Origin of the sequence: Moellerella wisconsensis (genome assembly GCF_022592395.1) — a bacterium.
Taxonomy (GTDB): Bacteria; Pseudomonadota; Gammaproteobacteria; order Enterobacterales; family Enterobacteriaceae; genus Moellerella; species Moellerella wisconsensis.
The window spans coordinates 1,449,999-1,467,696 of record NZ_CP093242.1 but is presented as its reverse complement, the minus strand read 5'-3'; the positions used below and the strand labels follow the sequence as shown (position 1 = coordinate 1,467,696).

The 17,698-nt window shown below is 40.3% G+C and carries 15 protein-coding genes; 9 read left to right on the top strand and 6 right to left on the bottom strand.

Translation table 11 applies throughout. The annotated features are described in order from the left end of the window. Window positions 1-85: 85 nt before the first annotated feature. Entirely contained in the window at window positions 86-775 is a 690-nt protein-coding gene (gene dpiA, locus MNY66_RS06555; protein WP_047257362.1) for a two-component response regulator DpiA, read from the bottom strand. Continuing rightward, window positions 762-2,405 (bottom strand): sensor histidine kinase DpiB, encoded by a 1,644-nt coding sequence (gene dpiB, locus MNY66_RS06550; protein WP_047257363.1) that lies wholly within the window; start codon window positions 2,403-2,405, stop codon window positions 762-764. Before dpiB ends, dpiA begins: the two co-directional genes overlap by 14 nt. A 439-nt stretch (window positions 2,406-2,844) precedes the next feature. Between dpiB and citC the strand changes: the two genes are divergently transcribed. From citC to MNY66_RS06510, 8 genes are all read left to right on the top strand, one after another. Next, window positions 2,845-3,921 carry a [citrate (pro-3S)-lyase] ligase gene (gene citC / locus MNY66_RS06545; protein WP_241501739.1) on the top strand — a complete coding sequence of 359 codons (1,077 nt, stop codon included), beginning with the start codon at window positions 2,845-2,847 and terminating at the stop codon, window positions 3,919-3,921. After that, complete coding sequence (citD, locus tag MNY66_RS06540; RefSeq protein WP_241501738.1) at window positions 3,918-4,217, top strand: citrate lyase acyl carrier protein; 300 nt, start codon at window positions 3,918-3,920, stop codon at window positions 4,215-4,217. Before citC ends, citD begins: the two co-directional genes overlap by 4 nt. Further along, window positions 4,214-5,110: a citrate (pro-3S)-lyase subunit beta gene (gene citE / locus MNY66_RS06535; protein ID WP_047257366.1), complete on the top strand. Its 897-nt coding sequence runs from the start codon at window positions 4,214-4,216 to the stop codon at window positions 5,108-5,110. Before citD ends, citE begins: the two co-directional genes overlap by 4 nt. Window positions 5,111-5,119: 9 nt before the next feature. After that, entirely contained in the window at window positions 5,120-6,637 is a 1,518-nt protein-coding gene (citF, locus tag MNY66_RS06530) for a citrate lyase subunit alpha (RefSeq protein ID WP_241501737.1), read from the top strand. Window positions 6,638-6,640: 3 nt separating this feature from the next. Continuing rightward, a complete protein-coding gene (citX, locus tag MNY66_RS06525; RefSeq protein ID WP_047257368.1) occupies window positions 6,641-7,186 on the top strand; it encodes a citrate lyase holo-[acyl-carrier protein] synthase in 546 nt (181 codons plus the stop codon). Next, window positions 7,167-8,066, top strand: coding sequence for a triphosphoribosyl-dephospho-CoA synthase CitG (gene citG, locus MNY66_RS06520; protein WP_241501736.1), 900 nt, complete (start codon window positions 7,167-7,169; stop codon window positions 8,064-8,066). The genes citX and citG overlap by 20 nt, the downstream gene beginning before the upstream one ends. A 274-nt stretch (window positions 8,067-8,340) precedes the next feature. Then, window positions 8,341-9,774, top strand: coding sequence for an anion permease (locus MNY66_RS06515; RefSeq protein WP_047257370.1), 1,434 nt, complete (start codon window positions 8,341-8,343; stop codon window positions 9,772-9,774). A gap of 214 nt (window positions 9,775-9,988) precedes the next feature. Continuing rightward, complete coding sequence (locus tag MNY66_RS06510) at window positions 9,989-11,047, top strand: 4-oxalomesaconate tautomerase (protein ID WP_047257371.1); 1,059 nt, start codon at window positions 9,989-9,991, stop codon at window positions 11,045-11,047. A 127-nt stretch (window positions 11,048-11,174) separates the two neighbouring features. On the opposite strand, the gene MNY66_RS06505 is transcribed toward MNY66_RS06510, so the two are convergent. After that, a complete protein-coding gene (locus tag MNY66_RS06505) occupies window positions 11,175-12,488 on the bottom strand; it encodes a CitMHS family transporter (RefSeq protein WP_047257372.1) in 1,314 nt (437 codons plus the stop codon). 710 nt (window positions 12,489-13,198) lie between these two features. Between MNY66_RS06505 and MNY66_RS06500 the strand changes: the two genes are divergently transcribed. Continuing rightward, window positions 13,199-14,290 (top strand): NADH:flavin oxidoreductase/NADH oxidase, encoded by a 1,092-nt coding sequence (locus MNY66_RS06500; protein WP_047256632.1) that lies wholly within the window; start codon window positions 13,199-13,201, stop codon window positions 14,288-14,290. Between the two features lie 141 nt (window positions 14,291-14,431). On the opposite strand, the gene MNY66_RS06495 is transcribed toward MNY66_RS06500, so the two are convergent. The 3 genes from MNY66_RS06495 to MNY66_RS06485 form a co-directional block, all read right to left on the bottom strand. After that, window positions 14,432-14,752 carry a hypothetical protein gene (locus tag MNY66_RS06495; protein ID WP_047256631.1) on the bottom strand — a complete coding sequence of 107 codons (321 nt, stop codon included), beginning with the start codon at window positions 14,750-14,752 and terminating at the stop codon, window positions 14,432-14,434. A gap of 177 nt (window positions 14,753-14,929) precedes the next feature. Continuing rightward, window positions 14,930-15,799: a DMT family transporter gene (locus MNY66_RS06490; protein WP_047256630.1), complete on the bottom strand. Its 870-nt coding sequence runs from the start codon at window positions 15,797-15,799 to the stop codon at window positions 14,930-14,932. Window positions 15,800-16,148: 349 nt separating this feature from the next. Then, complete coding sequence (locus tag MNY66_RS06485) at window positions 16,149-17,621, bottom strand: DASS family sodium-coupled anion symporter (RefSeq protein WP_047256629.1); 1,473 nt, start codon at window positions 17,619-17,621, stop codon at window positions 16,149-16,151. Window positions 17,622-17,698 lie beyond the last annotated feature (77 nt).

The window sequence follows — 17,698 nt, the reverse complement described above, 5'->3', positions numbered from 1 at the left end:
TGTTCATTGGTGTTTTATGAAAAATTATTTTCAATTCGACACTATACAGTTCTGTTAGCTCGACAATGTAAGGTTAACAAATGAACTACGGTTGTTTTTTAACCGCGCGATATACCCGTTGTGGGCGGCCTACCCTGCCATATTCAATTTCTGCTTCAATCTTATGTTGACCTGAGCAATATTCTAGATAGCGACGGGCGGTCGTGCGGCTAAGTTTTAATTCTTTAGCGATACTTTCAGCTGTATGCTCCGCTTCAGAATGTTGAAATAATCCCAGCACTTTATCAAGCGTGAGTGAATCAATCCCCACAGGCAACTCTTCTTTTGCTTCGCCTCGCGCATAGGTATTGAACATATCATCAATTTGACTTTGGCTTGTTTTATCATTCGCTTGCAGCACTGATCTGCGTTGAATAAATCGATCAAGCGTTTGCCCTAACCGTTCATAGGCTATCGGTTTGACTAAATAATCAAACACTCCCAATCTAATCGCCTCAGAGACTGTTTCCATATCACTGGCTGCCGTAGTAAAAATAATGCTGGTATCCACCCGCTCTTGAATAAGCTCATGCACCAGATCAATGCCTTTACCATCAGGTAAATAGTTATCAAGCAGAATCAGATCGGGCTTTAACACGTCAATCATTTTTCTCGCTTGAGCTAAATCACCTGCCACCCAAACTTTGTCGCATGCTGGATAGTTTTTGATAAATTCGCCATGCATTTCTGCTAGCAGCATTTCATCTTCCACAATGAGGATTTTAATCTTTATCATTTGGTATCTTCACTTTTGGAATGAAAATTGAAAAAAGTGTGCCGCAGGGGCTATTATCTTCGATAATCATTGCTCCCTGACATCGTTTCACATACGAGGCAATCAAATATAACCCTATACCATGTCCTTCTGGTGATTGTGTTTTTGTCGTTATTCCTCTTTCAAAATAGTTGTCGCGCCCTTCTTCAGGGAACCCACATCCTTGGTCAGCTACTTCTATCACAATCTCTTTCCCTTCGTCCGATAAATATAACTCAATCTGCTTATTTCCTTGCGGATTTTTCAGACTTGCTTCAAATGCATTATTTAACAGATTACCTAATATGGCACAAAATTCTGTACTCGTCAGCTTAGCTGGAATTTCACTCAGTTGACACCCTTCAATAAACTCCAGTTTTAAACCTAGCTCTTTAGCGCGATGATATTTTCCAAACAATAATCCAGCCACTTGTTTATCCGCAAACTTACCTCGCAACGAGTCAATAAGCTGCTGTTGCGAGGCCGATTCGCCTTTGATCATTGCCAGTGCTTGCTGGTATTCACCCATTTGGATTAAACCGCCTAACGTAGACATCCAATTAAGGTGTTCGTGCCGTAAGGTGCGTAAATTTTCAACATATTGTTTAACTTGAGTTAATTGGGTATTTAAAGATTCAATGTCATTTTGACTTCGAAAGCTTACTACTGATCCCATCTGCTGCTTCCCATCCATAATCGCAATACGACTGGAGATCACATTCAATCCATTGAAAGTTGAGAGCTGGTCATACTTAACCTCGGAGGTGTCAGAGAGGAAAAAAGTAACCGGAGTGATTACACTGGAAATATGCCGTCCAATTAAGCTTTTTTCTGGCTCAATAATCGCTAACATTTGGCGCGCATTATGATTAATTGCGATAATATTACCATCACAATCGATAGCAATAATACCTTCAAAAACCGCATCAAAAATTGCTTTTTGTAGCATCACGACCTGTACGATTTGTTGCGGTTCCATTCCCAACATTTGACGCCGAATATGCCGAGAGAAACCCCAAGAAAGAAACAATAAAATCACTAAAATAGCCAAAAACGCACCGGCGGTTTGCACTAAAAACTCTGCCCGTGACACATTGATCGTTTTAGTTAAATAACCAATTGAAACAACCCCAATGACCTTATTATTGGCGTCAAAAATAGGCGTTTTTGCACGTATCGCCCCGCCGATAGAGCCCTCGCCGTCAATGAAATAGCTTTCACCTCGTGCCATTGCGCCTGGCTTATTCCACTGCATCATAAACCCAATTTTTTCACTATTGGGGTGATAAAGTCGAATCGAGTTTTCATCTCCAATCACAATATAATCAAAATCAGAACGGGAGTTTAATTTATCAGCAATAGTTTGTAAGCGGTGTGTATCTTTATTTTCAACCGCGCTCACAATACTGTCCATTGAAGCAATGATTTTTGCCTGATTCATAGCGAGCGTACGGACATTATTGATTAAATTATTCTGAAAACTGTCAGTAAAATATTTACCTAGCACCGCTATCAGCACGACAGAAGCCAACAGTAATAAGATAAACACACGGATCGGAAACGATATAGAGCGGATCTGATGGGCGAATATTTTATTGTCCAAAATTTTCATCGTAATCCTAATATATGTTTGTAATGACTGATTATACATTTATCCAGTGATAACACATAATAAGCTCACTGAGTGATAATCAATATAATCAACCATAAAAAATGCGACAAATTTCATTAATGTTAACAATAACATTTTGTTAACCTATTATGTATTGCATACATAATAATAATTAAACTATTAAAAACCAACCAATAAAATACATATAATTTAATTAAGTTAATAAAAACCATTAAATAAATACAAAACAAAGTTCAAAACTTGAAATAGGTCAAATATATTTTGCCATTAACTACCTACTATAATTAGTAATTAGCAAAGATAATTAAATAAGCATATTTACATTCTAAACATTTATTATTTGAATAATCTTATTTAATTAACTTTAACATTAGCAACATTTAGCATACATCTCTAAATGAGATGCAGGATAACCTATATGTTCGAACAAATTGCCTTCCATCAGGTGAAGCGTCACGAGAACAGAAAAATCATTGAAATCAGTAAGTTTTTACAAGAAAATAATTTAGATATAGATTCCAGTGTTGATGTTTTTATTACCGTCACCAAAAATGATAAATTAATTGCGTGCGGTGGATTGGCAAAAAATATTATTAAATGCGTTGCAATTAGTGATGATGTCCGAGGCGAAGGTCTGGCATTAAAACTGGCGACTGAACTTATTAACCTAGCTTATGAAAATAATATAACGCATCTATTTATTTATACTAAAACCGAAAACGAAATTTTATTTAAACAATGTGGTTTTCACACGCTAACTATTGTACCCGGTATTATGGTTTTAATGGAAAATAGCTGCTGTTATATTAAACGCTATATTAAAAGCTTAAGCGCACAGCGTAAACCAGGCACTAAAATTGGCTCTATAGTGATGAATGCCAATCCATTTACCTTGGGACACCGTTATCTAATCCAACAAGCGGCGAAACAGTGTGACTGGCTGCATTTGTTTGTAGTTAAAGAAGATACCTCACGCTTTCCGTATGCTGATCGCTTAAACTTGATCGAAGCCAGCACCCAAGATATCCCCAATTTAATTATACATAAAGGTTCCGAATATATTATTTCTCGGGCAACCTTCCCTTGTTACTTTATTAAAGAACAAGCGGTAATCGATCACTGCTATACCGAAATTGATATCAAAATCTTTCGTCAATATATCGCGCCCGCGCTAGGGATCACCCATCGCTTTGTTGGCACCGAACCATTTTGCGCCGTCACTCATCAATATAACGAAGATATGCGCTACTGGTTAGAAACTAAAGAGATGCCTTTCCCTGCTATCGAGCTGGTTGAACTTCAGCGAATGGTTTACAACGGCACTGCAATTTCAGCATCGCAAGTTCGTAGACTGCTCGCTAAAAAAGATCTTGCGGCAATCAAGCCTATTGTTCCTGAAGCTACTTATCAGTATTTACAGAAGCTGGTAGCTTCTCGCCCAGTATCGGCACCGAGCTGCTCCGAAAATTCCACTTTAGTCACAGGTGAATTATGAAAATACTCCACGCCGCGGTTGCCGGCACTCTTGAATCCAGTGATGTGATGGTACGCATCGAACCGCTGGATGATCCTGAGGAACTCGATCTGCAAATCACCAGCAGCGTTGAAAAACAATTTGGCGCCGCTATTCGTAAAACCGTGTTAGAGATTCTAGAACAACATGGCATCTGCGGAGCCCAGATCATCGTCGATGATAAAGGCGCATTAGATTGCGTATTAAAAGCCCGAATCGAAGCCTTGATAGCACGTGCTTGTGATATTGATTATCTGCCGTGGGAGGGTCAAAAATGAGCCCTGAAAGAAAAAAACGTACCCGCAGAAGCATGTTATTCGTCCCAGGTTCTAACGCGGCCATGCTTAGTAATTCGTTCATCTATAAAGCCGATGCACTGATGTTTGACCTTGAAGACTCGGTGACACTGCGCGAAAAAGATACCGCTCGTCGTTTAGTTTATCATACATTGCGTCATCCGCTATATCAGGATATTGAAACCGTTGTTCGCGTTAATGCTCTCGATTCCGCTTATGGTGTGGCTGATCTGGAAGCTGTCGTCCGTGGCGGTGCAGACATTGTTCGTTTGCCAAAAACCGATAATGCACAAGATGTGATTGATATTGAAAGCGAAATTTTACGTATTGAGAATGAATGTGGCCGTGAACCGGGCAGCACCGGCCTACTCGCTGCTATAGAATCGCCAATGGGAATTACGCAAGCCGTTAATATTGCTCACTCATCACCACGGTTGATGGGGATTGCATTAGGCGCAGAAGACTATGTACGCAATTTACGTACTGAGCGTTCTCCCGAAGGTGTTGAGCTGTTATATGCACGCTGTGCCATATTGCAAGCTGCACGTTCTGCCGGTATTCAAGCTTTTGATACCGTCTACTCTGATGCCAATAATGAAGAAGGCTTTCTCAAAGAAGCATCTCATATCAAGCAATTGGGCTTTGATGGTAAATCACTAATCAATCCACGCCAAATTGAGTTATTACACAATCTGTACGCGCCGACCCAGAAAGAAGTCGATTATGCCCAACGTGTTGTCGATGCAGCTGAAGCTTCTGAGCGTGAAGGCCGCGGTGTCGTTTCTCTCAACGGCAAAATGGTTGATGGCCCAGTCATCGAACGTGCGCGTTTGGTTCTTTCTCGCGCTGCATTATCAGGACTCCGGGAAGAGTAAGGTAGAATTATGACACAACAAACTCAACGTCAGGCCCGCGTATCCGCATTTGCTCATGATGATGCGTCGCGTCTGTTTAATGATATTGGTAAAGTTCAACAACAAACTCAAAAACCAAGAAACCGTAAACTGTGTACCGATCTCGAAGAGGCTATTCGCCGCTCAGGCCTTAAAGACGGAATGACTATTTCATTTCATCACGCATTTCGCGGTGGTGACTTAGTGGTCAATCAAGTTTTAAAAATTATTGCAGATATGGGATTCCGTAATCTGACCCTCGCCTCTAGCTCGCTTAGCTCTTGCCACTCACCGCTGGTAGAACATATCCGCCATGGGGTGATTAGCAAAATTTATACCTCTGGGCTGCGTGGCACGCTAGCCGAAGAAATTTCACGCGGGTTACTGAAAGAACCAGTACAAATTCATTCTCATGGTGGTCGCGCTAATTTAATTCATAGCGGTGAATTATCTATCGATGTGGCTTTCCTCGGTGTGCCTTCTTGCGATGAGTTCGGTAATGCCAATGGGTATAGCGGCAATGCTTGCTGTGGTTCATTAGGCTACGCCAAAGTGGATGCAGAAACGGCGAATAGCGTGATTATGTTGACCGAAGAATTAAAGCCTTATCCACATAATCCTGCCAGTTTGAAACAAGATGAAGTGGATTATATCGTACAGATTAAGCGCGTCGGGGATGCCGATAAAATCGGGGCTGATGCTACTCGTATGACTTCAAATCCGCGCGAATTATTAATCGCACGTCGTGCCGCTGATGTGATTGAAAAATCAGGTTTATTTAAAGAGGGTTTCTCTCTACAAACCGGTACCGGTGGCGCCTCATTAGCAGTGACTCGGTTCCTTGAAGAGAAAATGCGCCGCCATAATATTCATGCTGATTTTGCCTTAGGTGGAATTACATCAACCATCGTTGATCTGCATGAAAAAGGCTACATTCGTAAATTACTTGATGTACAGAGTTTTGACCGTGCAGCGGCTGAATCCTTAGCTCGCAATCCAAATCATATTGAAATTAGTGCCAACCAATACGCTTGTTTTGATTCAAAAGGTGCCTCCGTTGATCGTTTAGATATCGTGGTGCTTAGCGCTTTAGAAATCGATACACAATTTAACGTCAACGTACTTACCGGGTCTGATGGTGTGATCCGTGGCGCATCGGGTGGTCACAGTGATACCGCGGTGGCCTCAAAATTATCGATTATTGTCGCACCACTGGTTCGTGGGCGTATTCCGACATTAGTCGACGAAGTCATTACCTGTGTTACTCCCGGCTCTAGCATCGATATTCTGGTGACCGATCACGGCATCGCCGTCAATCCGGCTCGTCCAGAATTGAAACAGCAATTAGAATCCGCGGGTATTCAAATCGTGTCAATTCAGTCTCTACGAGAACGCGCAGAATTACTAACCGGAAAACCGGATCCGATTGAATTTACGGATAATGTAGTTGCTGTCGTGCGCTATAGAGACGGCTCTATCATTGATGTTGTTCATCAAGTGAAGGAGTAAACCATGTTTCACCCACTGCCTAACTCACCACAACAATTTGCAATAACACTATCTGAATTGCTGGCAAGTCGTGATGCCCGTCAAGCTCGTCAGCAAACTTGGTTACAGAGCCATCAGGTAACTCTGATTTCGTTTACTGTCGTTATCCCCGGTCCAGTTAAAGATAATCAACGGGTCAGGGATATCTTCAATCAGGGATTATGCGCGCTAAAACAAGTTGTTAGTGAACGGCAGTGGGTGATCATCGCTCAGCAATCACTGGCATTAACCAGTGGCCCTGAATGCTTGGTTGCTGTCAATGCTCCCGCAAAAGAAGTTAAACAACGGATGATCGAAGCAGAGCAACAGTTTGCAGTAGGTCGATTATGGGATTTTGATGTTTTCACTGCCCAAGGACAGCTACTTTCTCGCCAGCAATTAGGGGTAACTGAAAGACGCTGTTTAGTCTGTGACCAACCAGCAAAAGTCTGTGCTCGCCAACGGACCCACTCATTGTCTGAAATTCTTAATCAAATTGAGGTATTGGCTAATGCGTCAATCAACCATTAATCAAGCTGGATTGCTAAGCGCAGAAACGGTGAATTATTTTAGTCAACTCGGCTGGCAAGCGATGTTAGCAGAAGTCAATTTGACACCTAAACCGGGTTTAGTCGATCAATTTAATAGCGGTGCACATAAAGATATGTCGCTGTTAGATTTTCATCGCAGTGCTCAGGCTATCGCTCAGCATTTTCCGGCTTTTTTAACTGCAGGGGCTACCACTGCTCAGTGCCCTAGCCAGCAAATTTTATCATTAATCAGACCGATTGGTTTGGCGTGTGAAAAATCGATGTATCAAGCAACCTCGGGGGTAAACACCCATAAAGGAACCATTTTTTCGCTCGGATTAGTGCTCACTGCTGTAGGTCGATTAATCGCACTAAAATCAATAGTCTCACCATTTGCTATCCATCAGTTAGTGGCTGAATTTTGTCAGGGAATTACTCACGAACTCAAAAAAAGTGACATTTCTCCTACCGCTGGGCAGCGTTTATATCAAGAATATGGTTTAACCGGTGCGCGTGGCGAGGCTGAAAGAGGTTATCCCTTAGTCACTCAATTAGCGCTGCCGCACTATTTGCAGCAATTATCAGAAGGAAAAACACAGTCAGTTGCATTATTAGAAACACTGATCCTACTCATGGCACATAATGACGATACCAATATTGTGAATCGCGGAGGTATGCAGGGACTTTCTTGGATTAAAAAAACTGCGCTCACCTTACTTTCTGCTGGGGGATTAACCAGCGAGGCAGATTTTCATAAAATAAGTACCTTTGATAAGCACTGTATTAATAGAAATTTCAGCCCGGGAGGAAGCGCCGACTTGCTAATCCTTACCTGGTTTTTGGCTCGACTACCTTATTCCGGAGTTAAGTTACAGAATTGATATTAATTAACTCCCAATATCATTTTATTTAAATCATCAATATGTTTTATTGAAAATGAAATTATTTAAATTAAGCATTGAAATAAAGAATTCAAATAAATCCTTGAATAAACATTTGAGATGCAATTGAATTTATTTTTGCTCGATATTGATTTAACCAAATTATAACTTATATCTATTTTAATTAAATACGGATATTAACAAATCCATAATATTAATATTTATTATATATAATATTAATCAAGTTTAGTTTTCTATTAAAGGAAATTGGCCTATGAACAAGAGTAAAATGTGGAAGCTATTATTATTAATAGCTATTCCCATTATTATTGCCCTCATACCCACGCCCTCGGGGTTACCTCATATAGCGTGGTTATTATTTGGATTATATCTTGCAGCCATTGTTGGGTTGGTATTAAAACCCTATTCTGAGCCGGTAATTTTAATTGCTACTATTGCAGCTAGTGCCGTGGTTATTGGTATTACCGGCACTAAAGATATTAAAGTCTCGGCAGTTTTAGGCGGATATGCTTCAGGCACAACTTGGTTAGTCTTTGCAGCCTTCACGCTAAGTGCAGCCTTTGTAATTACTGGTTTAGGGAAACGACTGTCATATATTTTAATTGGCAAACTGGGTGGCACCACCTTAGGGCTGGGTTATGTTACGGCAATTCTTGATTTAATTATTGCACCTGCAACGCCATCAAATACTGCACGTGCTGGCGGAATTGTATTCCCTATCATTAATAGTGTGGCGGTCGCATTAGGCTCTGATCCAGTTAAAAGTCCGCGCAAAGCTGGGCATTATCTATTAATTAACGTTTATATGGTGACCAAAACCACTAGCTATATGTTCCTTACTGCAATGGCGCCAAATGCCTTAGCATTAGCCATGATGTCGGACATTATGGGGATCCATTTAAGCTGGGGTGGATGGGCATTAGCGGCAGCAGTTCCTGGGCTGATCATGTTAATTTTAACTCCGTTGATTATTTATAAACTTTACCCACCAGAGCTAAAAAAGGTCAACAATAAGGAGATAGCCGCACAAGGCTTAAAAGAATTAGGTCCGATGAGCCTCAGAGAAAAACTGCTTGGCGTTATCTTTATTCTGGCACTTTTAGGCTGGATATTTGCCGGTAATTTCGGGGTTGATGCTTCATCTGTCGCATTATGTGTTATGGCACTGGCTTTAATTCTCGGGGTAGTTACCTGGGATGACGTATTAAAAAATAAGGGCGGCTGGAATACGCTTATCTGGTACGGCGGGATCATCGGGATGTCTGGCGTCCTCACCAAAGCAGGATTCTTCAAATGGTTAGCCGATGTCATGGGGCAGCACTTATCCTTTGGTGACCAAACCATGTTGGCCTTCTTCGTCATTATGTTCATCAGCGTAGCAATTCGCTATCTATTTGCTTCGGGCGGCGCTTACGTTGCAGCTATGGTACCGGTGTTCGCGACCGTCGGTATGGTTGCCGGCGCACCTCCAATGCTATTAGCACTTGGCCTACTGTTCTCTAACGCCTATGGCGGTAGCTTAACCCATTACGGAGGCGCTGCAGCCCCTATCATCTTCGGTGCAGGCTACAACGATATTCGTTCATGGTGGATTATTGGTGGAATTATTGCGTTCTTAAGTTTACTGGTTCACATGACCATTGGTCTCGGTTGGTGGGAGATCCTCATCAATATGGGTCTAATCTAATACCGCTATGTTTAATTTATCAAAAAACAATAATGGCGGAATAATCATTACCTAGCCATAGATCAAAAAAGGGACTCTATTGTGAGATTGAGTCCCTTTTTTTAACTTTATTATTCTTGGTTGCCATACTTCACGCTGCAAATTTCGGGATCGACTTCTGTTCTGCAACATGAATTATTCCAGCTAAGAAGCCCAAATAAAAAGAGCAATACTGATGAAAAAAATACCCTGTGTATTAATGCGTGGCGGCACATCTAAAGGCGTTTTTCTACTGGCTGATGATTTACCACAACACATTGAACAACGCGATAAAGAAATTTTAGCGCTAATGGGTTCTGGTCATGATCTGCAAATTGACGGTATTGGCGGCAGCAGCCCTCAAACCAGTAAAGTCGCAATTATAAGTCGCTCAACACATCCTGAGGCCGATATCGATTATTTATTTGCCCAAGTGTCAATTACCGAAAAAATTGTCGATACTGCGCCCAACTGCGGTAATATCTTGTGTGCTGTAGCTCCATTTGCATTAGAAAAAGGCCTTATACCCATAACGGGTGCCACAACCACAGTACGGATCAGAAATGTAAATACCCAAACATTGATTAACGCGACCGTACAAACCCCCAATAGGCAAGTTACTTACCAAGGTGAAACCTCGATTGCCAGTGTACCGGGCACCTCTGCGCCTATCGCTCTCACCTTCTTAGACGCCTGTGGCGCTAAAACGGGAAAGTTTTTACCCACCGGTAATAATATTGATATTTTTGATGGCGGTATTGAGACCACCTGCTTGGATATGGCGACTCCGGTCGTAATTATCGCGGCACAGCAATTGAACAAAACCGGTTATGAAAGCGCTCAAGAATTAGAGTCTGATAAGGTATTTATGCAAAAATTAGAAGCGATTAGATGCCAAGCCGGACAAGCTATGGGATTAGGAGATGTCAGCCATAAAGTGATCCCTAAACCGATTTTGATCTCACCGGCAAGACATGGCGGTACAATTAATGCCCGTTACTTTATGCCGCATAAATGCCACGGAGCGCTTGCGGTCACTGGTGCGATAGCTATCGCAGCAGGAGTAATGTTACCTAATAGCGTTTTGCAGCCATTTTTAGCGAAGAACCACGACCTGCTGCATATCACCATTGAGCATATCAGTGGCGATTTTGAGGTTACATTAAACTTACAAGGCGATTTTCCGCAAGGATTACAAGCCTCAATTATTAGAACAGCCAGAAAACTGTTTGCCGGTGAGGTTTTTATTCCCTAGCCACTATTTATCGAAAATTAGATCAGCCTTATCAAAAATTAGATCTGGCTAACTATTCGATACTTTCTGATAAACAACGAAAAATGGCCTGAAGATCTCAGGCCAAATTAAAGAAATAAACAATTGTTTAATACAGACCTAACAATGCCCCAACCCCTAAGGTAAAGAAGCTGAATAACCATATCCAACCGAAAGAGTAACGTAAATGACGCCCCATATCGGTACCCGCTAATCCCATGGCTAACCAAGCCGCCGGAGAAAATGGGCTAACAAATGTTCCGGCATTGTTACCGATCGCCATCGCATATACTACCGAAGAAGGATCAATACCTGCCGTTTCGGTAATTTGCTGAATAATTGGTAATAGCGCAAAGTAATACGCGTCAGTACTGGTAAAGATATCGAGTGGAACGCCTAACATCCCAACAAAAATATGTAATTTAGACACCCAATGGGTCGGTAATATAGCGGTTAAATCTTCAGCAATAGCGCGTAGCATGCCACCATCACCGAGTATTCCCAAGAAGGCCCCCGCAGCTAAAATAATCGCCACCATACCTAACGCCTGCGGTGCATGTTTAGAAATAATTTTCATCTGATCTTTCGGATTAGGAAAGTTCACCAATAATGCCAAAGACAAAGCAATCATAAAAACATAAGGCGCAGATAATAATCCTAATGCTAAACAAATAACTGACCCCACAATCAGTAAACCATTAAAAATCGGTCTTACTGGTTTTTGGATCTCACTTTGGGTCGCCAGATCATCTTCATCTTCTAGCAGAGAATCCAATTTATACGGCGTAGTGCCCTGTAATTGTGCTGCGGCAATACGACGTTTTTCGCGCATTCCCATAAAAATCGCAAATACTGCGGCTCCCGCTACACCGGCAATTTGTACAGGGATCAATCCTTGCCATAACGTCGATGCATCAATGCCCGTGACTGCCGATGCTCGCCCAAGAGGCCCGCCCCATGGCACCATATTCATCACCCCCATACTGGCACTCATCAGCAACAGCATTAAATAAGGACTCATGCCTAACTGGCGATAAAGCGGTAATAATGCAGGAATAATAATCAAAAATGTCGCCGCACCAGAACCGTCAAGGTGGACTGCCGCTGCAATTAACGTGGTCATAATACACACAATAATTACATTACCTCGTGTCATTTTAACCATCGCACGGATTAGCGGGTCAAAAATATGCAAATCTTTCATCAAACTGAAGAATAGAATTGCAAACAAAAACATAGCTGCAACTTTTGAAACCTTATTTATTCCACTCTCAAAAAAAACTGATATTTCAGATATTGAATAACCTGCAATCAGAGCACCAATAAAAGGAATACAAGACATTGCTATAATCGGGCTCATTTTCCCCATCATAAGCAATGTGACTATCGAGACAATAATTAAAATACCGATTATCGTTAGCAAGGTTATTTCCTTCTCAATATAATTACTTCTGTATCATAGAAAATTTTAATTTCAGCATGAAACCATAAGTCTAGCCTCGCCAAATTAAAGCCAAATATTATTTTCAATAAATATCTACAATGAATAAATCCTATTTGCATTTAAATAAAACTTGCAGTGGTTAAATATAACCCTTATTTAATCGTTCACTAAAAACATCTGCTTTTCATTGTTTAATATGACTATATAGTCTGAACCTTATATAAATCAATCTTATGTTATGCAAGGTAATTTTTTAATTTTTGCCGGCTAGTACACATTTCAATAAAAAAATAACTATAATAATAAATAAAATACTGGTTTTATTATCCATTAACAACATAAAAACCATTAATATATATTTAAACCAATAATAGGAAATTTAAATTATCTAAAAAAAACAACTGAATAATATTAACTATATATTTTTTAATTATCATTTTATTTTAAATTTTAATTATTTTTTTAACCTGTAATTAACAGCTCATCTTTTTAGGTTAGTCTCAAATAATTTTTACTCTCTTTATCGACCTCATTAAATTACGTATGGAATATAACCTGCCATTAAAAAATCACATTACGAATTGACTGATTATTTGATCTCTTGCCACATAAATCGCACAACAATTTATAATTTGCCCGTCTATACTTATCAAAGTACATACCATTTAATAACGATAAGGAAGGGCTAGATGAGTAAATTATTTTCCCCGAGCCGATTAGGTCAATATTCACTGGATAACCGCATCGTTGTTGCCCCCATGTGTCAATATGCAGCCGATAATGGTTTGGCCAATAGTTGGCATGCCCACCACTATGCAAATTTAGCACTTTCAGGCGCATCGCTGGTTATTTTTGAAGCTGCAGCAGTCAGCCCTATTGGTCGGATTTCTGATCACGATCTTGGGCTGTGGGATGACCAACAAGCCACTGAATTGAAAAAAATAGTCTCAGATATCCGCAGCTATTCTTCAGCCAAGTTAGGTATTCAAATTGCCCATGCAGGCAGAAAAGCCTCAACTGAGGTACCTTGGCTTGGTGGACATGGAATCGATGAGCAGCAGCCACGAGGTTGGAGAACGGTAGCGCCTTCTGCCATTGCATTTGGCGATTACCCAAAGCCTGAAGCTTTAACTCAAGAAGCTATTCAGCAGATTAAACAACAATTTGTCGATGCGGCTCTCCGAGCAGAATCCGCAGGATTCGAGGTTATTGAGTTGCATGCAGCACATGGCTATTTGTTGCATCAATTCCTATCTCCGCTATCGAATCAACGCCAAGACCAATATGGCGGTAACTTTGAATATCGCCTGCGACTATTAATTGAAACGTTTACTGCTGTACGTGCCGCCGTTGCAGAAAAGACAGTGATTGGAGTACGAATTTCAGCCACCGATTGGGTAGACGGCGGATGGAGTTTAGCCGAATCTATTGAGCTAACTGAACGGCTTGAAGAATTAGGCTGTGATTATATTCATGTTTCTTCAGGTGGATTATCAGAAAAGCAGCAGATCCCTGTAGGGCCTAATTATCAAGTTCCTTTAGCACAAGCGATCCGCGAGACAACGGATATTCCGGTGATTGCCGTAGGATTAATTACTGAGCCAGAACAAGCAGAAGCAATTATCGCTACCGAACAAGCGGACTTTATCGCACTGGCGCGAGGTATTCTCTACAACCCGAGATGGCCATGGCATGCGGCGGCGAAATTAGGGGCTACAATTCACCCTGCACCGCAATATTTACGCTGTGCACCGCATCTATATAAAAATTTATTTAGTTAATAACAGCAAAATTTATTTAGTTAATAACAGCAAAATTTATTTGGTTAATATTTAGCTAATAACTACCATAAACCCGCCTGTAATATTTAACTTACGAGGCGGGTTTATAAATTTCAAATCAACTATTTTGCTGTTACTATCTTAACGAGTAGAAATAGTACACTGCTGAACGAAGCCAAGCATATCTTGTTCAAAACCACTGCTTGCTTTGCCGGTTTTAGTTAATTCTTCGTCAATACGTTTAAATTCTTTAATACCGTATTTTTCGATAGTTTTATCATAAGCACAGCCACAAATTGCACTCACAGCAGCTTTAGTTTCACCATCAGGATCGCCAGAAGCTTTGATACAACTATCAATAAAAGTAGCTTTGTACTGTTCAATTTCGGCTTTATCATCAGAGCAGCCAGCCAGTAATGTCATAACGCTGGCAATTCCTAATACTAATACGATTTTTTTCATGTTAAACCTTACCATTCTGTTTTTAATCGCTCAATCATATTAAAAATTCATTTTGGACTTTTCATTTTTAGACTAAGCGGCCAGATAAAGAATATATAGATTATATAATAACGCCTAATTTAAAAAAAATCTGGTGCATTTACTCAATTTAACTTAAATTTTTCATTCTATTTTATTTTATCCGGCCGAGTTGAATGAACGCCAGCGATAATAAAATAAAGCCATCAAAATAAGAATACAACCAATGATTTGAATTAATGGCATCCTTTCGCCATACCAAAAAGCGGCAACAAATACCGTCATTACCGGTTCTAAAATCATAATAATAGCGGCATTTGCCGTTGTGGTACTTTTTTGTCCAATTAACTGTAAGACAAAACGTAGGCAGGTTGCAATAACCACACTGGCTAAAAACCATAATAACGTTACTGACGAGAATTCAGCCGTCCAATTTTCGAACAAGACAGATAATATTAATCCAATCGTACCAGTGCAGGTTAATTGAATAGCTGTAAGTGGAAATATCGGAATACTACGTGCATATAGACTGGTGTAACAAAAATAGATTGCTTGTGCTAACGCCGCAGCTAAAAACCATAATTGGCTAGATTTAAATTCAACCTGTGCTTTAAATAAAGTCAAGCATGCTAGCCCCATAATTGCTACCGGTAAAGCTTGCCAAAAATAACGGGCGGGCCTAATTTTCAAAATAACCCAAGCAATTAATGGAACAAACAACATTGATAAACTCATAATAAAAGCCCCTTCACCGATTGAATCGGTGGTAGCGACTGCATAAATCCACAGCACTAAATTTAGGGCCATCCAGCCTCCTGTCATAATAACCTTGGGCAGCTGACGAAGAGGAAAACGGTTCTTTTTACCGCCGCAAAAAGGTAATAAAATAATTGCTGCAAGCAAAAAACGAGTCCCTAAGAAGCCAAAGATAGGCATTCCCTGCACCGCTTCACGAGAAAAAATCCATCCCCAAGCTGCGATAAATGTGGTCAAAACCAAAAATAACTCGGCTTTACGCTGTGGTTGCATTTTTTCTCCTGCCTGCTAACTGAAACGCTATATTATTATCTATAATAGATCGTTTGTGTATTAAACCAATGATAATTTAATTCGCGCTAATATAATTAATATTAAACCGAGTCGAATTAAATTTCATCGTTATGTCACTGCATTGGCATATATTACGAGCATTATAGACATAAAAAAAAACCATTTTGACAGAGAGTAATTAAAATTCCAGAAATAAAATAGGATTTTAATAGTGAAATTTTATTAAATTAATTGCAAATGTTAATAGCAAATATGCCTCAATAAAAAACAGGCTATTCACTAAAATAAGCCAAATAGCCTGTAAAATCTTATATTAATGCTAAATCAATCACCAATAACCCAAGTATTTCCACCACATACTACCTAAAGTGATCCAAATAATTAAATTAACAACGCTCATGATAAATCCTGCTTTCCACCATTCGCCTAGTGTGGCATAACCCGAGCCAAAAATAATCGGTGCGGTACCAGTACCATAATGTGTCAGTGACATCATCAACGAAGAAGAGAACGCTAACGTTAAACCGAGTAACATTGGTGGTACACCTAAGGCTAGTCCAGCGGCAAAGAACGCAGCAAACATGGCAGTAATATGTGCTGTAGTACTGGCGAAAAAATAATGGGAATAAACATACACAAGCACTAATATCAGCATTCCGCCGACCCAGCTCATGCCCATTTGTTCAATCGAGCCACCGACAGTCATTGATAACCATTTTATTAATCCAAGTTTGCCCAAATACGTCGCCATCATTACTAATGCAGCAAACCACACGACGGTATCCCAAGCGCCTTTATTTTTTAATACATCATCCCAGCTTAATACGCCGGTCGATAATAAAATGGCCAAACCAATAAATGCCGCAGTGGTCGGATTAATTGCAAAGGTATTACCAAAGATCATGGCTGGTACACCGGCCCACATCATCAGTAACAGTGCAAAAACGCCAAGCGTTATAAATTCAGGTAACGAGATTGAGCCTAATTCTTGTAAACGTTGTTTAGCAAAATTAGGGGCATTCGGAGTGACTTTTATTTCTGGTGGATAAATAAAATAAATAACCAACGGCATCACAATTAAAGAAACTAACGCCGGAACAAATGCAGCAATTGCCCACATACTCCAAGTTAATTCAAATGCAGATACAGTACCCGCAGCAATCAGACTGACAATTAATGGATTTGGTGCCGTGGCTGTAATAAACATCGCCGAGGTAATTGGATTAATATTATAATTCACCAAGGACAAATAACGGCCAATTTTCTTGGTGGTTCCATCATCAGCTTTTGAACCAAAACTATCTGAAATAGAACGCATAATAGGATGGATAATCCCGCCGCCTCTTGCAGTATTACTTGGTGTTACCGGTGCAAGTACAGTTTCAGCTATCGCCAGAGAATAAGCGATACCTAAAGTGTGTTTACCAAATAGAGAAATAAAATAGTACCCTATTCTCGCCCCTAATCCGGTTTTATTTAAACTCATTGATACCATAATAGAAATACCAATTAGCCAAATTAAGTCATTAGAAAAGCCACTCAGAGCATCAGTAATTGCGCCTTTGGTCGAAGTAGGATTGGTAACTCCAGTAACGGCGACTAATGCTAATGCAACAATAGATACTGCACCTATTGGCATTGCTTTACCAATAATTGCAGCAATAGTACCGACGAATAATGCTAATAAGTGCCAAGCTTCTGGCGTAACACCTTCGGGGACAGGAATAACAAACCAAATAATTAAGGTAATAGCTAGCGAGATAAGACTTGGAATAACTTTTAACGGCGTGAGTTTATTCATCAGGATATCCGTAGAGGTCAGAGATTATTATTAGTTATAAGAATAAAAATTCAGTTATTATGTTATTATCTTATGAA

Excerpts from the sequence above, each read along its gene's own strand:
- MNY66_RS06490 (WP_047256630.1), bottom strand. The coding sequence starts at position 15,799 with ATGCAACCACAGCGTAAAGCCGAGTTATTTTTGGTTTTGACCACATTT.
- dpiA (WP_047257362.1), bottom strand. The coding sequence starts at position 775 with ATGATAAAGATTAAAATCCTCATTGTGGAAGATGAAATGCTGCTAGCA.
- dpiB (WP_047257363.1), bottom strand. The coding sequence starts at position 2,405 with ATGAAAATTTTGGACAATAAAATATTCGCCCATCAGATCCGCTCTATA.
- MNY66_RS06495 (WP_047256631.1), bottom strand. The coding sequence starts at position 14,752 with ATGAAAAAAATCGTATTAGTATTAGGAATTGCCAGCGTTATGACATTA.
- citE (WP_047257366.1), top strand. The coding sequence starts at position 4,214 with ATGAGCCCTGAAAGAAAAAAACGTACCCGCAGAAGCATGTTATTCGTC.
- citC (WP_241501739.1), top strand. The coding sequence starts at position 2,845 with ATGTTCGAACAAATTGCCTTCCATCAGGTGAAGCGTCACGAGAACAGA.
- MNY66_RS06510 (WP_047257371.1), top strand. The coding sequence starts at position 9,989 with ATGAAAAAAATACCCTGTGTATTAATGCGTGGCGGCACATCTAAAGGC.
- MNY66_RS06485 (WP_047256629.1), bottom strand. The coding sequence starts at position 17,621 with ATGAATAAACTCACGCCGTTAAAAGTTATTCCAAGTCTTATCTCGCTA.
- MNY66_RS06515 (WP_047257370.1), top strand. The coding sequence starts at position 8,341 with ATGAACAAGAGTAAAATGTGGAAGCTATTATTATTAATAGCTATTCCC.
- citF (WP_241501737.1), top strand. The coding sequence starts at position 5,120 with ATGACACAACAAACTCAACGTCAGGCCCGCGTATCCGCATTTGCTCAT.
- citX (WP_047257368.1), top strand. The coding sequence starts at position 6,641 with ATGTTTCACCCACTGCCTAACTCACCACAACAATTTGCAATAACACTA.
- citG (WP_241501736.1), top strand. The coding sequence starts at position 7,167 with ATGCGTCAATCAACCATTAATCAAGCTGGATTGCTAAGCGCAGAAACG.
- citD (WP_241501738.1), top strand. The coding sequence starts at position 3,918 with ATGAAAATACTCCACGCCGCGGTTGCCGGCACTCTTGAATCCAGTGAT.
- MNY66_RS06500 (WP_047256632.1), top strand. The coding sequence starts at position 13,199 with ATGAGTAAATTATTTTCCCCGAGCCGATTAGGTCAATATTCACTGGAT.